16 protein-coding genes and 1 pseudogene are annotated in these 19883 nt (G+C 59.4%); 11 read left to right on the forward strand and 6 right to left on the reverse strand.

Annotation, left to right across the window (positions count from 1 at the left end; genetic code table 11):
* Positions 1–55: 55 nt before the first annotated feature.
* Entirely contained in the window at positions 56–211 is a 156-nt protein-coding gene (locus tag AC1DOG_RS10655) for a hypothetical protein (protein ID WP_477927880.1), read from the forward strand.
* A gap of 142 nt (positions 212–353) precedes the next feature.
* On the opposite strand, the gene AC1DOG_RS10660 is transcribed toward AC1DOG_RS10655, so the two are convergent.
* Complete coding sequence (locus AC1DOG_RS10660; protein WP_477927882.1) at positions 354–791, reverse strand: response regulator transcription factor; 438 nt, start codon at positions 789–791, stop codon at positions 354–356.
* Between the two features lie 78 nt (positions 792–869).
* Complete coding sequence (locus AC1DOG_RS10665) at positions 870–1535, reverse strand: VOC family protein (RefSeq protein ID WP_477927884.1); 666 nt, start codon at positions 1533–1535, stop codon at positions 870–872.
* A gap of 193 nt (positions 1536–1728) precedes the next feature.
* On the opposite strand from AC1DOG_RS10665, the gene AC1DOG_RS10670 reads away from it, so the two are divergent.
* The 3 genes from AC1DOG_RS10670 to AC1DOG_RS10680 all read left to right on the forward strand — a co-directional run bounded on the left by AC1DOG_RS10670 (position 1729) and on the right by AC1DOG_RS10680 (position 4314).
* Complete coding sequence (locus AC1DOG_RS10670) at positions 1729–3015, forward strand: epoxide hydrolase family protein (RefSeq protein ID WP_477927886.1); 1287 nt, start codon at positions 1729–1731, stop codon at positions 3013–3015.
* 37 nt (positions 3016–3052) lie between these two features.
* Positions 3053–3862: an SDR family NAD(P)-dependent oxidoreductase gene (locus tag AC1DOG_RS10675; protein ID WP_477927888.1), complete on the forward strand. Its 810-nt coding sequence runs from the start codon at positions 3053–3055 to the stop codon at positions 3860–3862.
* Between the two features lie 62 nt (positions 3863–3924).
* Positions 3925–4314, forward strand: a complete 390-nt coding sequence (locus AC1DOG_RS10680; RefSeq protein ID WP_477927890.1) for a tautomerase family protein — start codon at positions 3925–3927, stop codon at positions 4312–4314.
* A gap of 388 nt (positions 4315–4702) precedes the next feature.
* Here the strand turns inward: AC1DOG_RS10680 and AC1DOG_RS10685 are convergent, their stop codons facing one another.
* Positions 4703–5389, reverse strand: coding sequence for a response regulator transcription factor (locus tag AC1DOG_RS10685; RefSeq protein WP_477927892.1), 687 nt, complete (start codon positions 5387–5389; stop codon positions 4703–4705).
* Between the two features lie 566 nt (positions 5390–5955).
* On the opposite strand from AC1DOG_RS10685, the gene AC1DOG_RS10690 reads away from it, so the two are divergent.
* Positions 5956–6654 (forward strand): type 1 glutamine amidotransferase domain-containing protein, encoded by a 699-nt coding sequence (locus tag AC1DOG_RS10690; RefSeq protein ID WP_477927894.1) that lies wholly within the window; start codon positions 5956–5958, stop codon positions 6652–6654.
* A gap of 79 nt (positions 6655–6733) precedes the next feature.
* Here the strand turns inward: AC1DOG_RS10690 and AC1DOG_RS10695 are convergent, their stop codons facing one another.
* Positions 6734–8197, reverse strand: a complete 1464-nt coding sequence (locus tag AC1DOG_RS10695) for an aldehyde dehydrogenase (RefSeq protein ID WP_477927896.1) — start codon at positions 8195–8197, stop codon at positions 6734–6736.
* Positions 8198–8633: 436 nt separating this feature from the next.
* Between AC1DOG_RS10695 and AC1DOG_RS10700 the strand changes: the two genes are divergently transcribed.
* The 6 genes and pseudogenes from AC1DOG_RS10700 (at position 8634) to AC1DOG_RS10725 (ending at position 18706) form a co-directional block, all read left to right on the forward strand.
* The gene (locus tag AC1DOG_RS10700; RefSeq protein WP_477927898.1) at positions 8634–14126 is read left to right on the forward strand and encodes a trifunctional serine/threonine-protein kinase/ATP-binding protein/sensor histidine kinase; all 5493 of its coding nucleotides are present in this window, start codon (positions 8634–8636) and stop codon (positions 14124–14126) included.
* Positions 14127–14232: 106 nt separating this feature from the next.
* Positions 14233–15402 carry an MFS transporter gene (locus AC1DOG_RS10705; protein ID WP_477927900.1) on the forward strand — a complete coding sequence of 390 codons (1170 nt, stop codon included), beginning with the start codon at positions 14233–14235 and terminating at the stop codon, positions 15400–15402.
* A gap of 264 nt (positions 15403–15666) precedes the next feature.
* Positions 15667–15786, forward strand: a pseudogene (locus AC1DOG_RS10710) (flavin-dependent oxidoreductase); the annotation flags it as partial.
* Between the two features lie 559 nt (positions 15787–16345).
* On the forward strand, positions 16346–16900 hold the full coding sequence (locus AC1DOG_RS10715) for a VOC family protein (RefSeq protein WP_477927902.1): 555 nt from the start codon (positions 16346–16348) through the stop codon (positions 16898–16900).
* 181 nt (positions 16901–17081) lie between these two features.
* A complete protein-coding gene (locus AC1DOG_RS10720) occupies positions 17082–18233 on the forward strand; it encodes a carbohydrate porin (RefSeq protein WP_477927904.1) in 1152 nt (383 codons plus the stop codon).
* A 104-nt stretch (positions 18234–18337) separates the two neighbouring features.
* Entirely contained in the window at positions 18338–18706 is a 369-nt protein-coding gene (locus tag AC1DOG_RS10725; protein WP_477927906.1) for an EF-hand domain-containing protein, read from the forward strand.
* A gap of 88 nt (positions 18707–18794) precedes the next feature.
* On the opposite strand, the gene AC1DOG_RS10730 is transcribed toward AC1DOG_RS10725, so the two are convergent.
* Together AC1DOG_RS10730 and ku are read right to left on the reverse strand one after the other, a co-directional pair.
* On the reverse strand, positions 18795–19058 hold the full coding sequence (locus AC1DOG_RS10730; protein WP_477927908.1) for a hypothetical protein: 264 nt from the start codon (positions 19056–19058) through the stop codon (positions 18795–18797).
* A gap of 4 nt (positions 19059–19062) precedes the next feature.
* Positions 19063–19875, reverse strand: coding sequence for a non-homologous end joining protein Ku (gene ku, locus AC1DOG_RS10735; protein ID WP_477927910.1), 813 nt, complete (start codon positions 19873–19875; stop codon positions 19063–19065).
* Between the last annotated feature and the right edge of the window lie 8 nt (positions 19876–19883).

Consider the following 19883-nt stretch of genomic DNA (forward strand, 5'->3'; position numbering starts at 1 on the left):
ACTATGGTGTCGCCTTGCACCACGGACCGCAGCGGCGCGACGGCGGTTCCTATGCGTGGACCGTTTTGAAGGCAGCGCGCATCCCGTCGAAGGGCGGTTTCCGTTGGTTACGCCCGGCTACGCGAAGGTGGACGAGATCGATGCCGGTTACGAGCAGACGCCTAGGCAAAAGATCCGAAAGGAGAACGATAACCGTCCAGGTCACCTGTGAGGCACGCCCCTGACGAGAGTTCCGCAAGAGCCAGGAGATATCGCCGGGAGAGTCAAAACCCCGCCTGAATCCACGTGCCTCGTTATTGAGTAGGTCGATCTCGCCAATTGGGGCTGGGGCGGACTACCGCAAGATCATCGCGTCAAGTCGGGTCATAGCTGAGGCTGTTTCCCGCGAGCGCTCGAGCGATCGTCAGCTCCAACGTGTCGGGGGGGCACGGCTTGAAGAGACAGTCCACGGCGCCTTGAGCCAGCAGTCTTGTGCGGAGATTGCCATCGGGGTTTGCTGTGATGAAAACGACTGGCACTTTGATTTCCCGTCGTTTGAGCTCGAGGTGAAGAGCAGGCCCGGACATCCCGTCCATCTTGACGTCCAGAATCAGGCAATCGGAATTATTCAACTGCGGGGAATCCAAAAATTCTTCAGCCGACGCGAAAGACTCGACGTCGAAGCCGAAAGATTGAAGGAGACCGGGCAGGGATTCGCGAACCGATATGTCGTCGTCAATAACCGAAATCAGTTTGCGCACTGCTACCATGGCGATCTCGCAATCCCTTTCCAAAGAGGCGGTTGCGTTCAAGTCCGCCGTTTCACGGTGTTTCCAAGTTTAGAACCTGTTCAACCCCCGGTGTATTGTACGAAGGTATCGGTGCGCTCTTCAAACAGTCGCAACCCCGGCGGTTTCCGCCAGCATGTAGGCCGCGTACCACTCAGGCCAATTCTCGTCGTGGACGCCTCCGTTTCTTTTCTCATAGGCTCCGTGCGCGTCGGCTGCGCGTCGGAGTGCACCGGCTAGATCGGCGGACGAGGAATAGAGCGCTCCCCCGTCGACCCTGCCGGGTAGCCTGGTCGTGATTTCCTGCAAAACCCAGCCGTTGCCGTCAGGATCGGCAAAGGTTGCGAACGAACCGTAACTCGCCCTGGCGGGGTGGGGCCCGGCGACCCGGTCGTCAGTCCCCTTATGATGGAAGACGCCGCCCGCATCGTGGAAAACGCCGCTCATCTCCGCTCCACGCGCTGCTAGCGCCGCATTTGCCACCTCGATATCCGAGACGATCAAATGCAGTCCCTGCGCGGAACCGGGCTTCGCGGACGTGATGCTGCTTCCGAAAATGACGGAGCAGGCCGAACCTGGCGGAGTCACCTGGATGACGCGAAATTCGTTTGGCCCCGATACGTCGGCGTCGAGCCGCCATCCGAGGCCGACGTAGAACAACTTTGCCCGGTCGACGTCCGATACTGGAATGACGACGACCTCCAGCTTCAAGTCGACTTCGCCAAGCGATGCTTTTGAGGAAATTGTCGTGCGTTCATGCGCTGTCATCTGTACCTCCCATGTGTGATGGACGACCTGCGGGAGACGATGAGCCAGAAGAGTCTTGCCCGTCTATTGTGCAATGGTGTCGTCTGACCTGTCCACCTCGTGCCCATCTCGCCGATACGATCGTGCAATAGCTTCGCCGGTCATTTCGTCCAATCCTTTCCCGACATCAGTTTGGCTTCACAAGGAGGACGACATGTCTGGATTCACTCAAACAGGAACTGCGCTGTCGCCGACACGGCGCGAACTGCTTGCGGCCACCGCAGCGACGGCGGCCCTCAGCATTCTGCCGAAGCCTGTTCGAGCGGCGACGGAAGGCGACGCGATCCGCCCATTCAAATGTGCGATTCCGCAGGAGGAAGTCGACGAGCTTCGGCGCCGCGTTCGAGCCACTCGGTGGCCCGGCAAGGAGACTGTTCCCGACCGGTCTCAGGGCGCCCAGCTTCAGAAACTGAAGCCGCTGGTGGAATACTGGGGCAAGGGGTACGACTGGAGACGTGGCGAGAAGAAGTTGAACGCCCACGCGCAGTTTATGACGAAGATCGACGGCCTCGACATCCACTTCATCCATGTGAAATCCAAGCACGCAGACGCGCTGCCGCTGATTATGATGCATGGCTGGCCGGGATCGGTGCTTGAACTCGTCAAGACGATCGGGCCGCTTACCGACCCGACGGCGCACGGCGGCACCGCCCAGGACGCCTTCCATGTCGTCATACCGTCGATGCCGGGCTACGGGTTCTCCGAGGTCCCGACCGAGACCGGGTGGGGGCCGGACCGCATCGGGCGTGCATGGCACGTGCTGATGAAGCGGCTCGGCTACGACAGATATGTTTCTCAAGGCGGCGACTGGGGTGCGGTCGTGTCCGACAAGATGGCAGCCCAGGCGCCGGAAGGCCTGCTCGGTATCCATACCAACATGCCTGCGACCGTTCCGCCCGAAATTGCCAAGGCCCTTGCCGACGGAGAGCCAGCACCTGCAGGTCTGTCGGCTGACGAAAAGGCCGCCTACGAGCAGATGAACGCTCTCTACACGAAGGGCGCGGGTTACGCTCTGATGATGGTCACGCGGCCCCAGACGTTGGGATATGCGTTGACGGATTCGCCGGTAGGGCTTGCCGCCTGGTATTATGACAAGTTCGCGGACTGGACGTACAGCGGTGGCGATCCGGAGAAGTCCCTGACCAAGGACGAGATGCTCGACGATATCTCGCTCTATTGGTTCACCGGGACCGCCACGTCAGGTGCTCGGCTTTACTGGGAGAACAACGCGAACAACTTCAACGCCGTCGACATCAAGCTTCCTGCGGCGATCACCGTATTTCCCGGCGAGATCTACCAGGCACCGAGGAGTTGGGCGGAGAAGGCTTACCACAACCTCATCTACTACAACAAGGTCGACAAGGGTGGCCACTTCGCCGCGTGGGAACAGCCAGACCTCTTCACATCGGAACTTCGTGCGGCGTTCAGTACCTTACGCTGACAATCAATGAACTTTCACACCAACAAGGACAACGACTATGACGAACTTTCCAAGAGGCACCGCCCTCATCACAGGCGCATCGTCGGGAATCGGGGCGCTTTACGCCGACAGGCTGGCACGACGTGGCTACGACCTCATACTCGTGGCCCGAAGACAGGATTCGCTCACCAGAGTCGGCAAGGACATTGCGCAGGCGACGGGCCGCATCGTGAAGACGGTTCGAGCGGATCTCGGCGAACGGGACGACCTTCTGAAGGTCGAGGCAATCCTGCGCAGTGATCCATCGATCACGATGCTGGTCAACAATGCCGGCGTCGGGGCGGTCGAGCCTCTCCTTATGTCCGACGTCGAGGCCATGGAGCGCATGATCAAGGTCAACGTCACGGCGCTGACCCGCCTAGTCTACGCCGTCGCACCCTCGTTCGTAGCCCGCGAGCACGGCACCATCGTCAATATCGCTTCGGCATTGGGGATCGCGCCTGAAATCCTCAATGGCGTCTATGGTGCGACAAAGGCATTCGTCATCGCTCTCACCTTTTCCCTACACAAGGAACTGGTCGAAAAGAACATCCGGATACAGGCGGTACTTCCTGGCGCGGTGGAGACGCCCTTTTGGGCGGCCTCCGGAGGCTCACTGGACCATTTACCCGACCAGATCGTCATGAAGGCGGACGACGCGGTAGACGCGGCGCTCGCAGGTATGGACATGGGCGAGCTGATCACTCTTCCATCGGTTCCGGACATCGCCGACTGGAATGCCTACGAAGCGGCCCGACAGAAGCTGATACCCAACCTTTCCCTGAGAGCTCCTGCCTCACGCTACGTGTCTTCGGATGCCGTCGTCTGAGTTTTCCCACCGGGTTCCGAATGCCCCGAGGCCCTGTCAGGATCTTCTAAGAGAGAAACCAGATGCCTTTGCTCAATATCCACATCCACAAGGGACGTTCGCTCGATGAGATTGATCTCCTGGCTGATACGATTCACGAAGTCGTCGTCGAATCCTTCAAAGTGCCTATGCGCGACCGGTATCAAATCCTCCACGAGCACGAACAGGCAAACCTTCGAGCGCTCGATACCGGTCTTGGCTACGATCGTACAGAACTGTTCGTCCTCATCGACATTCGTTCCCGGCCACGGCCGCGCGCCATGAAGCTGGCGTTCTATGCCTGCCTCGCGGTAGCTCTCAGGGACAAGTGCGGTATCGCATCTACAGACATAATGATCTCCATGGTCGAAAACACCGACGAAGACTGGTCGTTCGGGTTGGGGAAGGCCGAATTTGTCACCGGGGAACTCTGATCTGGGATGTTCCGGCAAGGTCTGCCTACCATCCGGGCAGGCCCGGCTCATGCCAATCCACGGTTCGGCGGGAGTCCGCCTCAAGAGTACCGATCGTCGTACGTTAAAGCGATAGCGAACTTGGATGAGGTGCGCCTAGAAGTCCGCCAAGGTGAGACTCCGGGCGCCATACTCCTGGTACTTCACTTCGCCCTGAGCGCCGCGATGTCCCTATCAAGTGGAAACATCCGCGCACGTAATTCATCGTCGGAAATGGAGCGAGGGTCAGTGAGTCTACCGGCTGATCTGGCCGCGCTCGATCCGTCGGCCGGAATTTCAAACGATCAAGGTTCGCGCCGGGTGGAGCAGTACGGGCATTCCCACAATTTTACGGGTCGCCCCAGTCCTATCAATGGACCTCGTCGGCGGCCGGCAGTCGAAGCCGTGCGGCCATATTGACGAGATCGGGCAGTGAACGGGCGTCCATCTTGCGCATCACCTGCCCTCGATGGGCCTTCACAGTGATCTCGCTAATGCCCAGCTCGAATGCTACTTGCTTGTTGAGCAACCCTCGGACCACCAGGACCATGACTTCGCACTCACGGCGGCTGAGCGATCCATAGGCCTGCTGTAGCGCGGTCATTCCAATCTCTTCACGCAGCGCGGCTTCGCTGAATTGAAGAGCCGCCTGGACGGATTCAAGCAAGGCACCAGTGTCGATGGGCTTCATTAGAAATTCGACCGCGCCGGCCTTCATGGCCCGGACAGTCATGGGAACGTCGCCAAAACCCGTAATGAAAATGATAGGCAGCTTGCTCCAACTGTTATCGGTGACCATCTTTTTCTGCAGGTCCAAGCCGTTCAGGCCGGGCATGTTGACGTCCAGTATCAGGCAGCTTGGACCGCAACCTCTGGGAAACGACAAAAACTGCGGAGCGGATTCGAACAACAACGGCTCCCATCCCGCCGACTTGATCAGCAGTTCCAGCGATTCTCGAACCGAGAAATCGTCGTCAACGATGAACACGACGGGCTTCTTCACTTCAGTGGTCGACGACGTCGCCCGGTCACAGGAACCTGAACTAAGACTGTACATGCTCGTCCTCCTTCTCTGACCGCATTTCTCCGAAAATCGAAGTCGCAGTTCGTGTCAACGCTCTGAGATCGCCGTTGCTTGAGCGCGCCTTATCGAAGTCTTCTGGACGAGCCTTTGCAAGTAAAAATCGATGGTGGGCCTCGAGAGCGATTGCAAGGATACTCCGTGGTTCCCACCTCGCATATTACTTAAAGCCATCACATTGGCCGTAAGCTGATCTGGAATTCGTTCTCTCACGTACAGCACTGGCCCCTCTGCCGAGCTGAAGCATCTGTCGTCTACCATACGAAAGCTATTGTACGATGGTGTCGGTCGAAAACGTCGCTACACGGGGCCAGAGGGCGATCGCCGCGGTCCCGCCGATCCAACCTCGATACTATCGTAGAATAACTTCCTACCCCTCCGATTGCCAACACAATCACGACCCGCACTGGCAGACTACAAGGCGGTGCTCTTCGGCGACGCAGGCGTGACCGATACCATCGTGCAACTGCATCCCTCGTCAATCGGGAACATACTGCCCCCACAGCCTATTCCGGCTGGTGGACAGATTGAAGGAGACCACGATGAAGGTCCTGATGGTATTCACATCGCACGATACGCTTGGCAACACCGGGCGCAAAACAGGCTTCTGGCTCGAAGAGGGCGCGGCGCCCTATTACGTCTTCAAGGACGCTGGGATCGAACTGACACTTGCGTCGCCGAAAGGCGGCCTGCCACCGGTCGATCCGAAAAGCGATCTCCCGGAGAACCAGACGCCGGCGATGGAGCGCTTCAAAAAGGACGAAGATGCGCAGAAGGTTTTCGCCAACACGAAAAAATTGAAAGACATGCGCTCTGAAGATTTCGACGCCGTGTTCTACCCTGGCGGCCACGGACCGATGTGGGATCTTGCCGAGGATAGGGATTCGATCAACCTCATCGAGTCCTTTTACAATTCCGGCAAGCCTGTCGCCGCCGTATGCCATGCGCCCGGTGTCTTGCACCACGTAACCTACCAGGGTGCGCCGATCGTCAAGGGCAAGAGGGTGACCGGGTTCACCAATTCCGAGGAGGAGGCAGTCCAGCTCACAAAGGTCGTGCCCTTCCTGGTGGAGGACGAGCTGAAGCGCCTGGGCGGACTTTTCGAAAAGAAGGGCGATTGGGAGAGCTTCGCCATCACCGACGGCCACCTCATTACCGGCCAGAACCCGGCATCCTCCACGGCAGGCGCCCAAGCGTTGGTCGCGCTTCTATCCAGCGTCCAAGCGTCGACGGCTGCCTAGGCCCGACTATCACGGGCCCGAAGGCCGCGGGACGACTGTCTCGCGGCCTCTTCATCTGAGTGTCCGTAGAGCGTTGCTTTCATCCGTTCGAAGGGAAGATGACCGCTTTGGTTTCGAGGAAGGCTTGAAGGCCCTCGGGTCCGCCTTCTCGACCGACGCCTGACATCTTGAAGCCGCCAAACGGCGCACTCGGGGCCAACTCCATGCCATTGATATGGATCTGGCCGGTCCGGATCCTTCGGGCTACCTCGAGCGCCTTGTCGGCGTCGCCGAAAACGGATCCGCTCAAGCCGAATTCCGTGGCGTTTGCGATGGCGACGGCTTCGTCCACGTCGTCGTAGGTCTGTACCGTTACGACCGGGCCGAATATCTCCTCCCTCGCGATGGACATCGTCGATTTGACGTTGCGAAAGACGGTTGGCTCGATGAAGTGTCCTGGCGAATGTCGATCGCTCGCCCGACCACCCGTGACGACCTCGGCCCCATCCTCGAGGCCTTGCGCGATGTAACCCATGGCCTTGTCGAACTGCCGGCGGTTGAGGACCGGCCCGACCTGCGTCTCCGGATCCCACGGGTCGCCCAGGCGAAACGCAGCTACGCGCGTGGCGTAGGCGTCGACAATCTCCTCTTCCCGCGATCGGGGGACGACGAGACGGGTCTGCGAGAAGCAGAATTGGCCGGAGAACGGCATCGTGAATTGTTCGAGTGTCGGCAGCGCTTTGGACATGTCCGCGTCCGGCAGCAGGATGGCGGCCGACTTCCCGCCCATCTCGAGTGTCAGCCTGCCCATTCGTGCTGCGACTACGGACGCGATGCTGCTCGCCGTCGCGACGCTTCCGGTAAAGCTTACCTTCGTTATGTCGCTGGACGCCACAAGGTGAGCGCTCCCGTCGTTGTCGGCGAGGACGACGTTGACGACGCCCGGCGGAAGTCCTGCCTCCATTGCGCATTCCGCCACAAGGTAGGCGTCTAGCGGACTTTCGGGGGAAGGCTTGATCACGCATGTGCATCCGGCCGCCAGGGCCGCGCTCAACTTGGTCATCAGGATAGGAAAAGCAGCGTTCCATGGTATGACGATTGCGGACGGCCCGACTGGTTCTGAAAGGATTCTGGCGAACCCGCGCTGGGTCGGACGCCGCTTCTCGAATTCATATGTCGCCGCCAGTCCGGTGAAATACTTCAGTCTCGCGATCGCAAGCGGCACCAGCTTGTCGGCGAGCGAGGTGGGGGCCGCCACCTGCGCGGTCCAGAGCTTCGAGAAAAGTGGAAGGCGGCGTTCGAGAGATTCCGCAAGTCTCGCCATTCCGGCCGCCCGCTCCTGAGGGGCGAGGCGCGGCCAGGCCCCGCTATCGAAAGCACTGCGGGCCGCAATGACCGCGCGGTCGACTTCTTGGGTCTTGGCGTAGGGGAGAACTGCCACCGTCTGTCCGCTAAAGGGGCTGATGACCGCCTTCGTCTCACTACCCGACGCCCGTACCCAGCGGCCACCGATAAAGAAGCTGTCGAACAGCCTCAACGACAGTTCGTTTTTTAATTCCATCATCTTGGTATCTCCGGGTGCGCATGCTCTTCAAACGCCGCGCTCGCATTGGCGAAGTCGCCGCTATCCCGTCGATAGCCGCCTTCGTAAATGAGGATTTTGGGGCAACTGGGCGGGGCCCGCTATTGCACGATCGTATCGGCGCGACATCACCGCGCGTCACACATGCCTTTGGTGACGCTTCTTCGCGAGTTTTCCGACACCATAGTGCAATGGACCAACTAGAGGCTCTGTGCGACAGCGATTATGGGAATCATCGCGTCTTGAAGCATCGGTCGTCGGGTGAGCTCTCCCATCGTTTCGGCTTCTTGACAAGCATTCTGGCAAGCTTAGACATTTGGAGAAAGGTCGGTAGGATGGCGCGGACGAAAGCCGAACGACGTGGCCGGTAACGCAGGAGGTTGGACGCAATGCTCTGCTTGTCGAAAGGGGTGCCTTGATGACGACGGAGCAGTCAACGGCAGAGATCGCTGACTTCGCACTGCGTCCGATCCGTGAAGGAGCAGACTTCGTCCTGTACCGCGGCGTAGAGCGCCGAAGCCAGAAATCCGTCCTCGGTGTGGCGGATGCCACGAACGGCTTGGCCAATGGACACCTGGAGCGGCTCCGCCATGAAAATTCTCTAGCCGCCGAACTCGACCCGGCATGGTCGGCGCGCCCGTTGGGCATCGCACGCCACCACGGCCGTTCGGTTCTGATGCTGGAGGATCCCGGTGGAGAGCCTCTCGACCACATCCTGGAGCGTCACCTAGAGAATCCGATAGACCTCTCATTTTTCCTGAAGATTTCGATAGGTGCGGCGCGGGCCCTGGGCGATGCTCACCAGCGTGGCATCGTTCATAGGGATATCAGGCCGGAAAACATGCTCGTCGGCGCCGAGCGGGTGTGGCTCACGGGGTTCGGGCTTGCATCGCTGCTGCCAAGGGAACGGCGTCCACCTATTCGTCCGGAAGCGATCGCCGGCACGCTTGCGTACATGGCCCCGGAGCAAACGGGGCGTTTGAACCGGGCGATAGACGCGCGTGCGGATTTGTATTCCTTGGGCGTGACAATGTACCAGCTATGGTCAGGCGTGCTCCCATTTCAGGCTTCCGACGCCATGGAATGGGTTCACTGCCATATCGCGAGGCAGCCGCGGCCGCTGCTTCGGCCCTCTTCGGTGCTGCCCGACCCCATCATCGCCATTATCATGAAGCTGCTGGCTAAACCTTCTGAGGACCGGTTCCAGACGGCACGCGGGCTCGAACACGATCTGAGGCGGTGCCTCGCCGAATGGGAGCACGGCGGCCGCATCGATGCCTTTGTCCTGGGGCAACGCGACGTACCGGATCGTGTGGTCGTTCCGGAGAAGCTCTATGGCCGCCCGAGCCAGGTCGACGCGCTACGGGCGATGGTCGATCGCGTTGGATCGGCAGGCCGCACCGAGCTTGTTCTCGTTACCGGGGAGGCGGGGTCAGGGAAGTCGTCCATCGTGAACGAAATGTTTGGAGCGGCTGATACTCGCGGCCTGTTCGCGGCCGGGAAATTCGACCAGTACATGCGAGACATCCCGTACTCGACCCTTGCGCAGGCGTTCCAGAAGCTGGTCAGGCAGCTCCTCAGCATCGATGAGTCCGAGCTTGCGAGCTGGCATCACGAATTCGACGAAGCCCTGGGTCGAAATGGAAAACTGATCCTCGATCTGATACCCGAGATGGAACTTGTAATCGGCGAGCAGCCTTCTCTTCCAGATCTCCCTCCGCAGGACGCCCAGCGTCGCTTCCAGTCCGTGCTTCGGCGCTTCATTGGGGTGTTCGCACGTCCAGAGCGGCCGCTCTTTCTCTTTCTCGACGATTTGCAGTGGGTTGATCCCGCGACGCTCGAGCTGCTTGACGATCTTCTGACGAAAAACCAACTTGATCATCTTCTGCTGATAGGGGCCTACCGCAGCGAGGAGGTGGGGCCCACACACGTCCTGCGACAACGGATCGACAGGATCCGCGCCGCCGGGGCAAGTGTCGAAGAGATAGAGCTGAGGCCATTGACCGGCGACGACGTCGAGCGGCTGGTCGTGGACACCCTTCGGTGTGACCGCACACGCGCTCGCCTTCTTGCCGAACTCCTACGGGAGAAGACGGGCGGCAACCCGCTCTTCGCCATTCAGTTCCTGCAATCTCTTGAGAAAGAGGGCCTCCTTGTATTGGACCGCGAGACTTCGACGTGGTCGTGGGATATTGCCGGCATCCGTGCCAAGGGACACAGCGATAACGTGGTCGACCTTATGGTCGCCAATCTTAGCGGAATGCCACCGCAAAGCCTCGCGGTGCTGCGCGAGCTTTCGTGCTTCGGCGCCGCCGCAGGCGCAGATCTTATTGCAGCGGTGAGCAACTCCACGCCCGAAAAACTGAACGAACTTCTTCGGGAGCCTGTTCGTGCCGGGCTGGTCATCTATGTCGACGAGACGTATGCCTTCCAGCACGACAGGATCCGGGAGGCGGCTTATTCTCTCGTGCCCGAAGGCGTTCGGGCAGAAACACATCTGCGGATCGCCCGTCTCTTGCTGGCCAGAACGCCGACCGACGAACGGGACGGCGTCATCTTCCAGATCGTCGGGCAGTTCAACAGGGGGTCGCAACTGATCGCCTTGGCGGACGAGCGTGCGCAAGTCGTCTTGCTCAATCTTGAAGCCGGGAGGCGCTCGAAGAATGCCGCCGCCTACGGTTCGGCGCTGACCTACCTGGCTGCGGGCCAGTCGCTCCTTCCAGAAGACGCCTGGCTTCGGCAGCCGTCGCTGATCTTCGAATTGGAACTCGTCCGTGCGGAATGCGAATTCTTGAACGGCGACTTGGCGATGTCGGAAAATCGATTGGCAAGTTTGACCAACCGGGACCTTGGCCTGGTCGACCGGGCCGCTGTCGCCTGCGTACGTATCGATCTCTTGGTTGTTCATGGGCGGCCCGCGGAAGCTCTCGACGTCGGCCTTGATTTTCTGGGCGGGGTCGGGTTCGCTCTTTCGCCCCGTCCGCCCGATCGCGACGTTGAGAAAATGTACGATCATATCCGGGAGCTGCTGGTATCTCGAACGATAGAGAGCTTGGCCGACATGCCCGAGATGGCCGATCCGGCGATATGCGCGACGATCGAGGTGGTGAACCGGCTTGTTCTCTCTGCCGTGTACCAGAATGCAAACCTGCACAAGCTCCTGATCTCCCTCATGGTCGACCTGAGCATCCGACACGGCAACAGTCCCGCATCGTCGGTGGGCTATGTCTCGTATGGCAGGCTGCTGGCGAATGACTTCGGGGACAGCTCGGCGGCCGTGCGCTTTGGCCACCTCAGCCTTGCGCTTGTTGAAAGAACAGGCTTCGAAACCTTTCGGTCCCGAGTCTTTTTCAGCTTTGGGACCGGGATCTCCTCCTGGACTAGACACCTGCGATTTGGACGCGACTTCATCCTCAAAGGCCTCGACGAAGCGACGAGAAATGGCGATCTGCCCTACATTGGCTACGGCCACAGCAACCTCATAGGGAATCTGATCTCGTCCGGAGAGCCGCTGGCGGAGATCGATCGCGCCGCAGGTGAGGGGCTGGATTTCACGCGCAAGTCCGGCTCCCGAATAGCCGGCGCCTACATCATTGGGCAGTTGCGACTGATACGGTCGCTCAGGGGGCTGCCATGCGACTTCAAGACGGTGGAGGGGCTCGACTTCGACATCGACCGTTTCGAGCAAGGCGTGAGCGAACCCGCGCAGCCTGGCGTCGTCGCCGACATATATTGGAGTCGGCGGGTACAGGCACTTGTATACGAGGGAAACTACGCTGCGGCGATCGAGGCCTCGAAGCATCCTACGACACTTTTCCGTTCGCCATGGCCCAACATCGAGGGTGCAGAGTTCCACTTCTACTCCGCGCTAGCCAGAGCTGGCTCGCTCACCGCTGCAGCGGTGGATGAGCAGGTTCGGGTGCACCTCGAAGCGATGAGGGCAGATCATCGCCAGCTACGCGCCTTGGCTGATGATTGTCCGGAGAACTTCGAGAGCCGCGCAACCCTTGTCGGCGCTGAGATCGCGCGCATCGAGGGGCGGGAGCTAGAGGCCGAGCTGCTGTACGCGCAGGCGATTCGATCCGCCCGCGCATACAGGTTCGTCCAAGTGGAGGCGCTTGCCTACGAATGCGCAGCGCGCTCATATGCCGCTCGCGGATTGGATGACATTGCGGAAATGTATCTCGACCGGGCATGTGGCGCCTACCAGACGTGGGGTGCCGATGGCCCTCTGCGGAGGCTTGGCCGTCCCCGCGAGAAGGCCATGGAACCGACGTCGCCGTCCAACCAGCAATTCGACGCGGCCGCCGTCGTCAAGGCATCGCAGGCGCTGTCCGGTGAAATCCTGCTGCCACAACTCATCGAGCGCCTCATGCGCATCGCGATGGAGCACGCGGGCGCGGAACGAGGCCTGCTCGCCCTTGTTCGGGACGGCGAGCCGCAGTTGGCGGCCGAAGCAGTCGTCCGCCATGGATCGATACAAGTGGAGGCTCGTCACACGCCACCGGGTCCGAGCGACCTCCCGATGTCGATGATGAATTATGCGATACGAACGCGGGGCCGCGTATTGTTGACAGACGCCATGTCGGACGAGCGATATTCGAGGGACGAATATGTCAGGCAGGGTCGATCGCGGTCGGTCCTTTGCCTGCCGATTCTCCGGCAGACGAAGCTCGTGGGGGTTCTCTACCTCGAAAATCGGCTCGTGCCCGATGCATTCGCGGGCGAGCAGGTGAACGTCCTCGATCTGCTGGCTTCCCAGGCGGCAATATCGCTCGAGAACGCCGGTCTCTACAGCGACTTGCAACGCAGCGAGACTTTCCTCGCTCAAGGGCAGAAGATCAGCCATACGGGCAGCTTCGGCTGGAGCGCGGCAAGTGGGACGTTCTTCTGGTCGCAGGAGCTTTACGACATCCTAGAGTATGATCGGACAGTTGTTGCGTCCGCGGAGAAGGCTATCGCTCGGATACACCCGGATGATCGAGATCGTGCTGGTGGACTTCTCGAGCGCGCGATGAAGGAACTTGCCGACTTTGAAACTGAAAATCGACTTTCGATGCCCGATGGCCGGATCAAATACGTGCATACGACCGGCCGGGCTGTTCGCACGGAGAATCTGGACTTCGTTGGTTCCGTGCGCGACGTGACGGAGAGGGTTCAGTCGGACGAAATGCTGCGCCAAGTGCGCAACGATCTCGCGCATGTCGCGCGCGTCACAACGCTCAACGCGATGACGGCGTCCATTGCCCATGAGGTCAGCCAGCCTCTTTCCGGGATCCTGACGAATGCTAACACGGGAGCACGACTGCTTGCGAACACGCCTCCGGACATTGTCGGAGCAAGCGAGACGATACGCCGGACGATCCGCGACGCCAACCGCGCCTCCGACGTTATCAGACGGCTTAGGGCCCTGTTTCAAAACCAGTCCCAGTCGCTCGATCTTCTGGATGTGAATGAAGTCGCTCTCGAGGTGATCGCGCTGCTGGCCGGCGAACTTCATAAGGGCGGGGCGACTCTCCGGACAAACCTGGCACGAGGTCTTCCGTTCATCCGCGCCGATCGCGTCCAACTCCAACAGGTCACTCTGAACCTGCTGCTCAACGGGATTGAGGCAATGGTAGATCTGCAGGACCGGCCGAGGAGCATCCTGCTCAGGACAAGTCTCGATAACGATGGTAACGTTCGTGTCGACATACATGACAACGGGGTGGGGTTGGACGACGTCAGCCGGGAGAAGCTCTTCGAAGCGTTCTATACGACGAAGCCGAATGGCATGGGTGTCGGATTGTCGATCTGCCGCTCCATCATCGAAAGTCTCGACGGTCGTCTCTGGGTGGAAGCCGACGATCTGCCGGGAACCACCTTCAGCTTCGCCATACCGGCCGTTTTGGAAGTGCCTGTCGAGCAGTAGACCCGGATGCGGGAGGGGAAAGCACAGCATGACGGCAGGCCCATCACCCAGTCCGGCTTCGGCGGCACGGTTCACAGGATCCGTTGGGGTTCTATTGGCGTTGGCCATGTTCATCAACTACGTGGACCGTGGCAATCTCGCGACCGCGGGGCCGCTGATCAAGGATGAGCTGCACCTCAGCAACACCCAGTTCGGCGTGCTCGTTTCGTCCTTCTTCTGGATCTACGTTCCTGCTCAGTTGTTCGCGGCTTGGCTTGTCGCAAAGATAAATCCTTACCGCACCCTGGTGGTCGGGTTGATCGTCTGGTCGCTGGCGACAATTCTGATGGGCTTCGCTTCAGGTTTCGTGGCCCTTTTGATGCTACGGCTCGTCTTGGGGGTTGGTGAAAGCGCGGCTTTTCCCGCAAGTTCGAAGCTCCTTTCTCAACATCTTCCGGTGCAAAAGCTGGGGCTTGCAAACGCGATGATCAGCTCGGGCATCATTCTCGGGCCAGCCGTCGGCACCTTTTTAGGCGGGATGCTGATGGCCTACGCAGGCTGGCGCGCCCTGTTCGTTGTTTTCGGGATCATCTCGCTTGCGTGGCTTGTCCCATGGATGATCGTCACACGGGCGGCATCTCGTCGTGAAAGCCAAATGACCGCTTTGCCCGAGCCAGCTTTTCGGACACTGCTAGGGAAACGCGAACTGTGGGGTGCCTCGATAGGCCACTTCGCGAACAACTACACGTTCTATACGATCCTATCCTGGCTACCGCTTTATCTGGTGAAGACTCAAGGTTTTTCTCTGACCTCGATGGCTCAACTCGGCGGTGCCGTCTATGTCGCGACGGCAATTGTCTCGGTCACTGGCGGCATGCTTGCAGATCGCTGGATGTCCCGAGGTGCAAGTTCCACTTTGGTTCGCAAAACCTTCATGGGTACAGACTGCGCGATCACCTTCGTGTGCATGCTGTTGTGCGCATTCGGATCGCCGTCCCTCGCTATCGCCGGCATAGTCCTCTCTTCAATAGGATTCGGTCTTGGCGGTTTCAATCTCTACGCGATAGGTCAGACGCTTGCAGGACCTTCCGCCACTGCAAAATGGATTGGCCTTCAGAACTGCATTGGCAATATCTCGGGTATCATCGCTCCAATAGTCACCGGGATGATCGTCGACGCGACCGGACAGTTCCAGGCTGCGTTCATGGTCGCCGCGATGGTGTCTGTCGTGGGATTTCTTTGTTGGACTGTCGTCATCCGACGCGTCGAGCCCATACGCTGGGCTGAAGGCACTTGAGCTCCTTTGACCCGGCTCAGTCTGTGATGAGTTTCGGCTGCTGCAAAAGGAGGCCGTCTCCGGCGGAGAAGACGGCCTCAGCGGATCATGAGGGGATCCGCAGGCTCCAGCGGAGGGGAGGAGCGCTGGAGCGTGTTTGCTTCCGGTAGCTGTCGCCCTGGAGGTGGGCGACGGATCCAAAGTAACGCCGATCGGCCTTTCCCCGTAAGTGAACTTAGGTATCGGCCGCCGATACCAGGGACTCATTGCTCCGGGCGTCTCGGTGAAGCAATCGCGCAAGCTGACACCTTGCTCTTGACTGTCCCTAACCAGCTTGGCGTGGACCACAACAGCCATCTCGTCGAAGCCATAATGAAGCACGTTGCTCCTGCCCTCGGTTGGCGTTCACGCCGATGTCCACGAGGGGGCGCATGTGGCTGTGGGCGGCCAATTGCCCGACACGCAGGGCTGCGCATCAGTGATTACGCGATGATTACTTGGATGATCCAGATGATATGCCGTCGGGCGACGTCGACGGGATGGGGAGACAGTTGGGGCAGCACGTTGCTATCGCTTGTTCAGCTCGCGCAGGGCGTACCATGCGGAGGCTTCCTCTCCCGCGACTTTCGCCTGAAGCGCCGCAAGCGCCAGATCTAGTTTTCGGCTGCGCTCGGCAAGTTGCGTAGAGCTGGGCGAGGCGGCGGGATCGGGTAAGCTTTCACAGAATGGAGCTGATGTATTCACCGGATGAACCTCGATGTTTGGCACTGAGCCCGGACATCCGTGCTCCAGCAAAACCCGACGATCGGCCAATCTAACGTCGGTGGCCATTGCACCTTGGTGCCGGGAAGCGTCCGACTGTCCTTAACGACGATACCTAAGTGCAATGGCAGGGATTCCGTCGGTCCATAAGCTTGCCTTCGCTGTCCCACCCCGTGGGGCAATCAACGCAAAGGAGACTGTCATGGACAGCCAGCCAGGATCCATATCGATGGATAGCAGAGCAGCGGTGGTGACTTCGGGAGTTGTGATGACGCTGGAGCTCGCCGTAGTCCCGGTGGCCGACGCGGAAATCAGCAAGCGTTTCTACGCAAGCCTCGGCTGGAGACTCGACATCGACTTTCAGAGTGACGACTACCGCGTCATCCAGTTCACTCCGCCAGGTTCGGAGGGATCTGTCATGTTCGGGCGAAATATCACGGCCGCTGCGCCCGGCACGTCCCGCGGCCTTCATCTCGTCGTTCCCGATGTTGATACGGCGCAGGCGGACCTTCAGCGTCGTGGCATCGAAACCAGCGAGCCGTTCCATGATGTCGGCGGCGTATTCCATCACTCTGACGGTCGCGGTGTCGTCGCAGGGGTGAATCCTGGCCGAAAAAGCTACGCGTCGTACTTCACCTTCCTTGACCCGGACGGAAACGAATGGACCATTCAAGAGGTTTCGGCCCGTCTTCCCGGACGTCCGGGTGACCCGTCATTCACCGAGCAGCTCTCCAAGGCCGTCTGGGGTTCCAACTAGAACATCATTCCGCACTGGCCATTTCTGAAAGAACGTTCTGGGGGGCATCATGCCTAATCTTCCCGTTGGCGTGACATCCGTCCTACTCCTTTCCCTTTGTAGTGTCCGAGAGACTCGTGCCGACGATCACACGCCTCCGATCGTGCCATCCGACCCAGCCGCCACAGCCAGTGAGCCGTGGTTGCTGGGAGACTGGAATGGACTCCGCACGGATCTTAAAGACAGCGGCATTGACTTCCAATTCGGCTATACGGGTGAATTCGCCACCAACCCGACGGGTGGCGTCGAGAGCAGGGCCGCCTATGCGGTCCAGTACTCGGCGGGCGTGACGTTCGATCTTGATCGCCTTGTCGGTATCCCCGACGCCAAATTTCAGGTGACGCTAACCCAGCGAACGGGTCGCAACCTCAGCGACGACGCCCGTCTCGGCACCTTGCAGGAAGTCCAAGAAATCTATGGTCGTGGCCAGACCATCAGACTGACAGACTTCTGGTACCAACAGCAGTTTGCGAATGGATTGATCGACTGGAAGATCGGGCGCATGCCGGTCAACGAGGACTTCGGGTCGTTCCCGTGCGACTTTCAGAACCTTACCTGCTGCGGATCCGACCTAGGGAACCTCGTCGGCAACTACATCTACAACTGGCCGATCAGCCAGTGGGCGACCCGCGCCAGGATCAACCTGACGGGCTTTGGCTACGTCCAAGTCGGGATCTACGACGTCAACCCGACATATCTCGGGGTCGATGATCAGATCCTGCCGGTCTTCTACAGCCATTCCAGCGGGGCACTCATTCCGGTCGAAGTAGCCTGGCTTCCCGGATTCAACGGCGGGCGACTTCCAGGCAGCTACAAGATCGGCGCATGGTACGATACGTCCGAGGCGAACGACGTAGCGGAGGACATCAACGGCCGTCTCTTCGCGCTCTCAGGCCTGCCTGCGCGCCAGCATCAAGGTCGCTATGGCGGCTATCTGAGCATCCAGCAGCAGGTCACAAACAATCTCAGCCTGTTCTTGAACATCGTTGTGGCTGACAAACGTACGTCGGTCACCGACCGTCAGATAGCTGCAGGACTTGTGCTCACAGGTCTGTTCGATGAACGCCCCGAAGACGACGTCGGCTTCGCTGTCGGAACGACCCATGTCAACAGCCGCGTTTCCACTTCGGACGATCCCCGCAACTCGGAATATGCGGTGGAGTTGTACTACACATACCGACCGACCCCCGGATTTTTGTTCCGTCCCAACATTCAGTACGTCCATCATCCCGGCGGAACCGACCGGAACAGCGATGTCATCGCACTAGGTCTAAAAACGTCGGCGACCTTCTAGGCCGGAGACTAGGTGTCGGACGCATGGATTGAATCCAGCCCTGCTCCAGTTGCGCCAAATATCACCTGCAACCGCGCACTTATGTTCATATTGGGAAGAATCAAGTGACCTCGACCTCGACTGCTACCGCGACGCAACTGTCGCAGATGCTAAACAACGCCTTCACGAAATTCGACCGCGACGGCGACGACAAGCTCAATTCGGAGGAGTTCAAAAACTTCAACGAGGTGCTGAAACCTGGCCTCAAACTGGACGACAAAGGCAACCCAACCGTCGACATGAACGCGAAGATGGATCACGATAGCGACGGTTTTGTCGATCGTGAAGAAATGGAGACTACAGGTGTTCTGATGCCGGCGGATCTGACGGATTCAACGCTGAAGTCGATGCTCGACTACTTGCATCTGAAGGTCGACCCGGCGGCGATACGAGCCGCCTCTATCCTCGAAGGGGACGCCGACTCGAAAAGCTAAAGGACGTTGCGGGGCCTGTCGTAATTGGGAGGTCGGTGCGCTTTGGCCCGGCCTTCTTTGACCGATAGCTCGCGCCGTTCCCGTTAAATCAGTGCTGTGTGTCCAGCAGAGGCTCGTCGTCGTCAAAGTTTCCATTGCTGGCGGCATCATACCTGTTTACGCTTCGACCGCCCCCACGCGTGCCATATGCCGTCAACTGAACCATGACTTCCTTCGCATGCTCAATGGCCTCGCCTTCATTTGCGGCGTGACCGTCCGCGACCCTGATCGACACGGCTTCCCCGTCGTCGCCAACGAAATCTATCCGCCAGCCATTTGCGACATGAGCAACTTTGGTTTCAAGCAAGTGCATTTGGCTACCCGGCCTTCCTGCCTTTGAGGTCTGCCTCGACGCTCTTCCGGAGCGCGTCCATGATGTTCACCACATTGGACTTCGGAGCGGCATCTCCACTCTTCCCCTTCACCGCCTTTCGCGGCTTCAGCGCCTTCTTCTTCTCAGCGATGATCCTGAGCAGGCTCTCCTGGATCGGATCGCTCACCATGTCCAATGACCAGCGCTTAGTCTGCTGCTTTATAAGCTTCTGGACGAGTGGCACGAGGTCGGGATCGGCGTCTTCGTCGATTTCCTCGAAGTAATTCTCCTCGGGTCGAACCTCGTCGCCGAAGCGCAGGGTCCAGAGCAAGATGCCCTCATCACGAGGCTCAAGGACAACAGCACGCTCTCTCCGGCCCATGACAAGCTTCGCCACGCCGAAGACCTTGTCGGCTTTCATTGCGTCCCGGATGACAGCGAACGCCTCGTTGCCGACGGCATCGTCCGGCATGAGGTAATGTGGCTTTTCAAGGTAAATCCATTCAATGCTGTCAGCGGGGACAAACTTGTCGATGTCGATCGTCTTCACCGTGTCGAGCGCGACCGCATCCAGATCGTCTTCCGTGAGAATCACGTAGTCATTCTCACCGCGTGCGTAGCCCTTGGCTTCGTTCCCATCCTTGACCGGCTTGCCCGTCACGGAGTCTATGTACTGAGAGACGACGCGGTTGCCCGTTTCCTTGTTGAGCGTATGAAAGCGAACCTTCTCGCTTTCGCTCGTGGCCGGAGTCATCGCCACGGGGCAGGTGACGAGAGAGAGCTTCAGGTACCCTTTCCAGTAGTATTTCGGAGCCATTTGACGTC

The organism is Rhizobium sp. 01N48, from assembly GCF_056399145.1.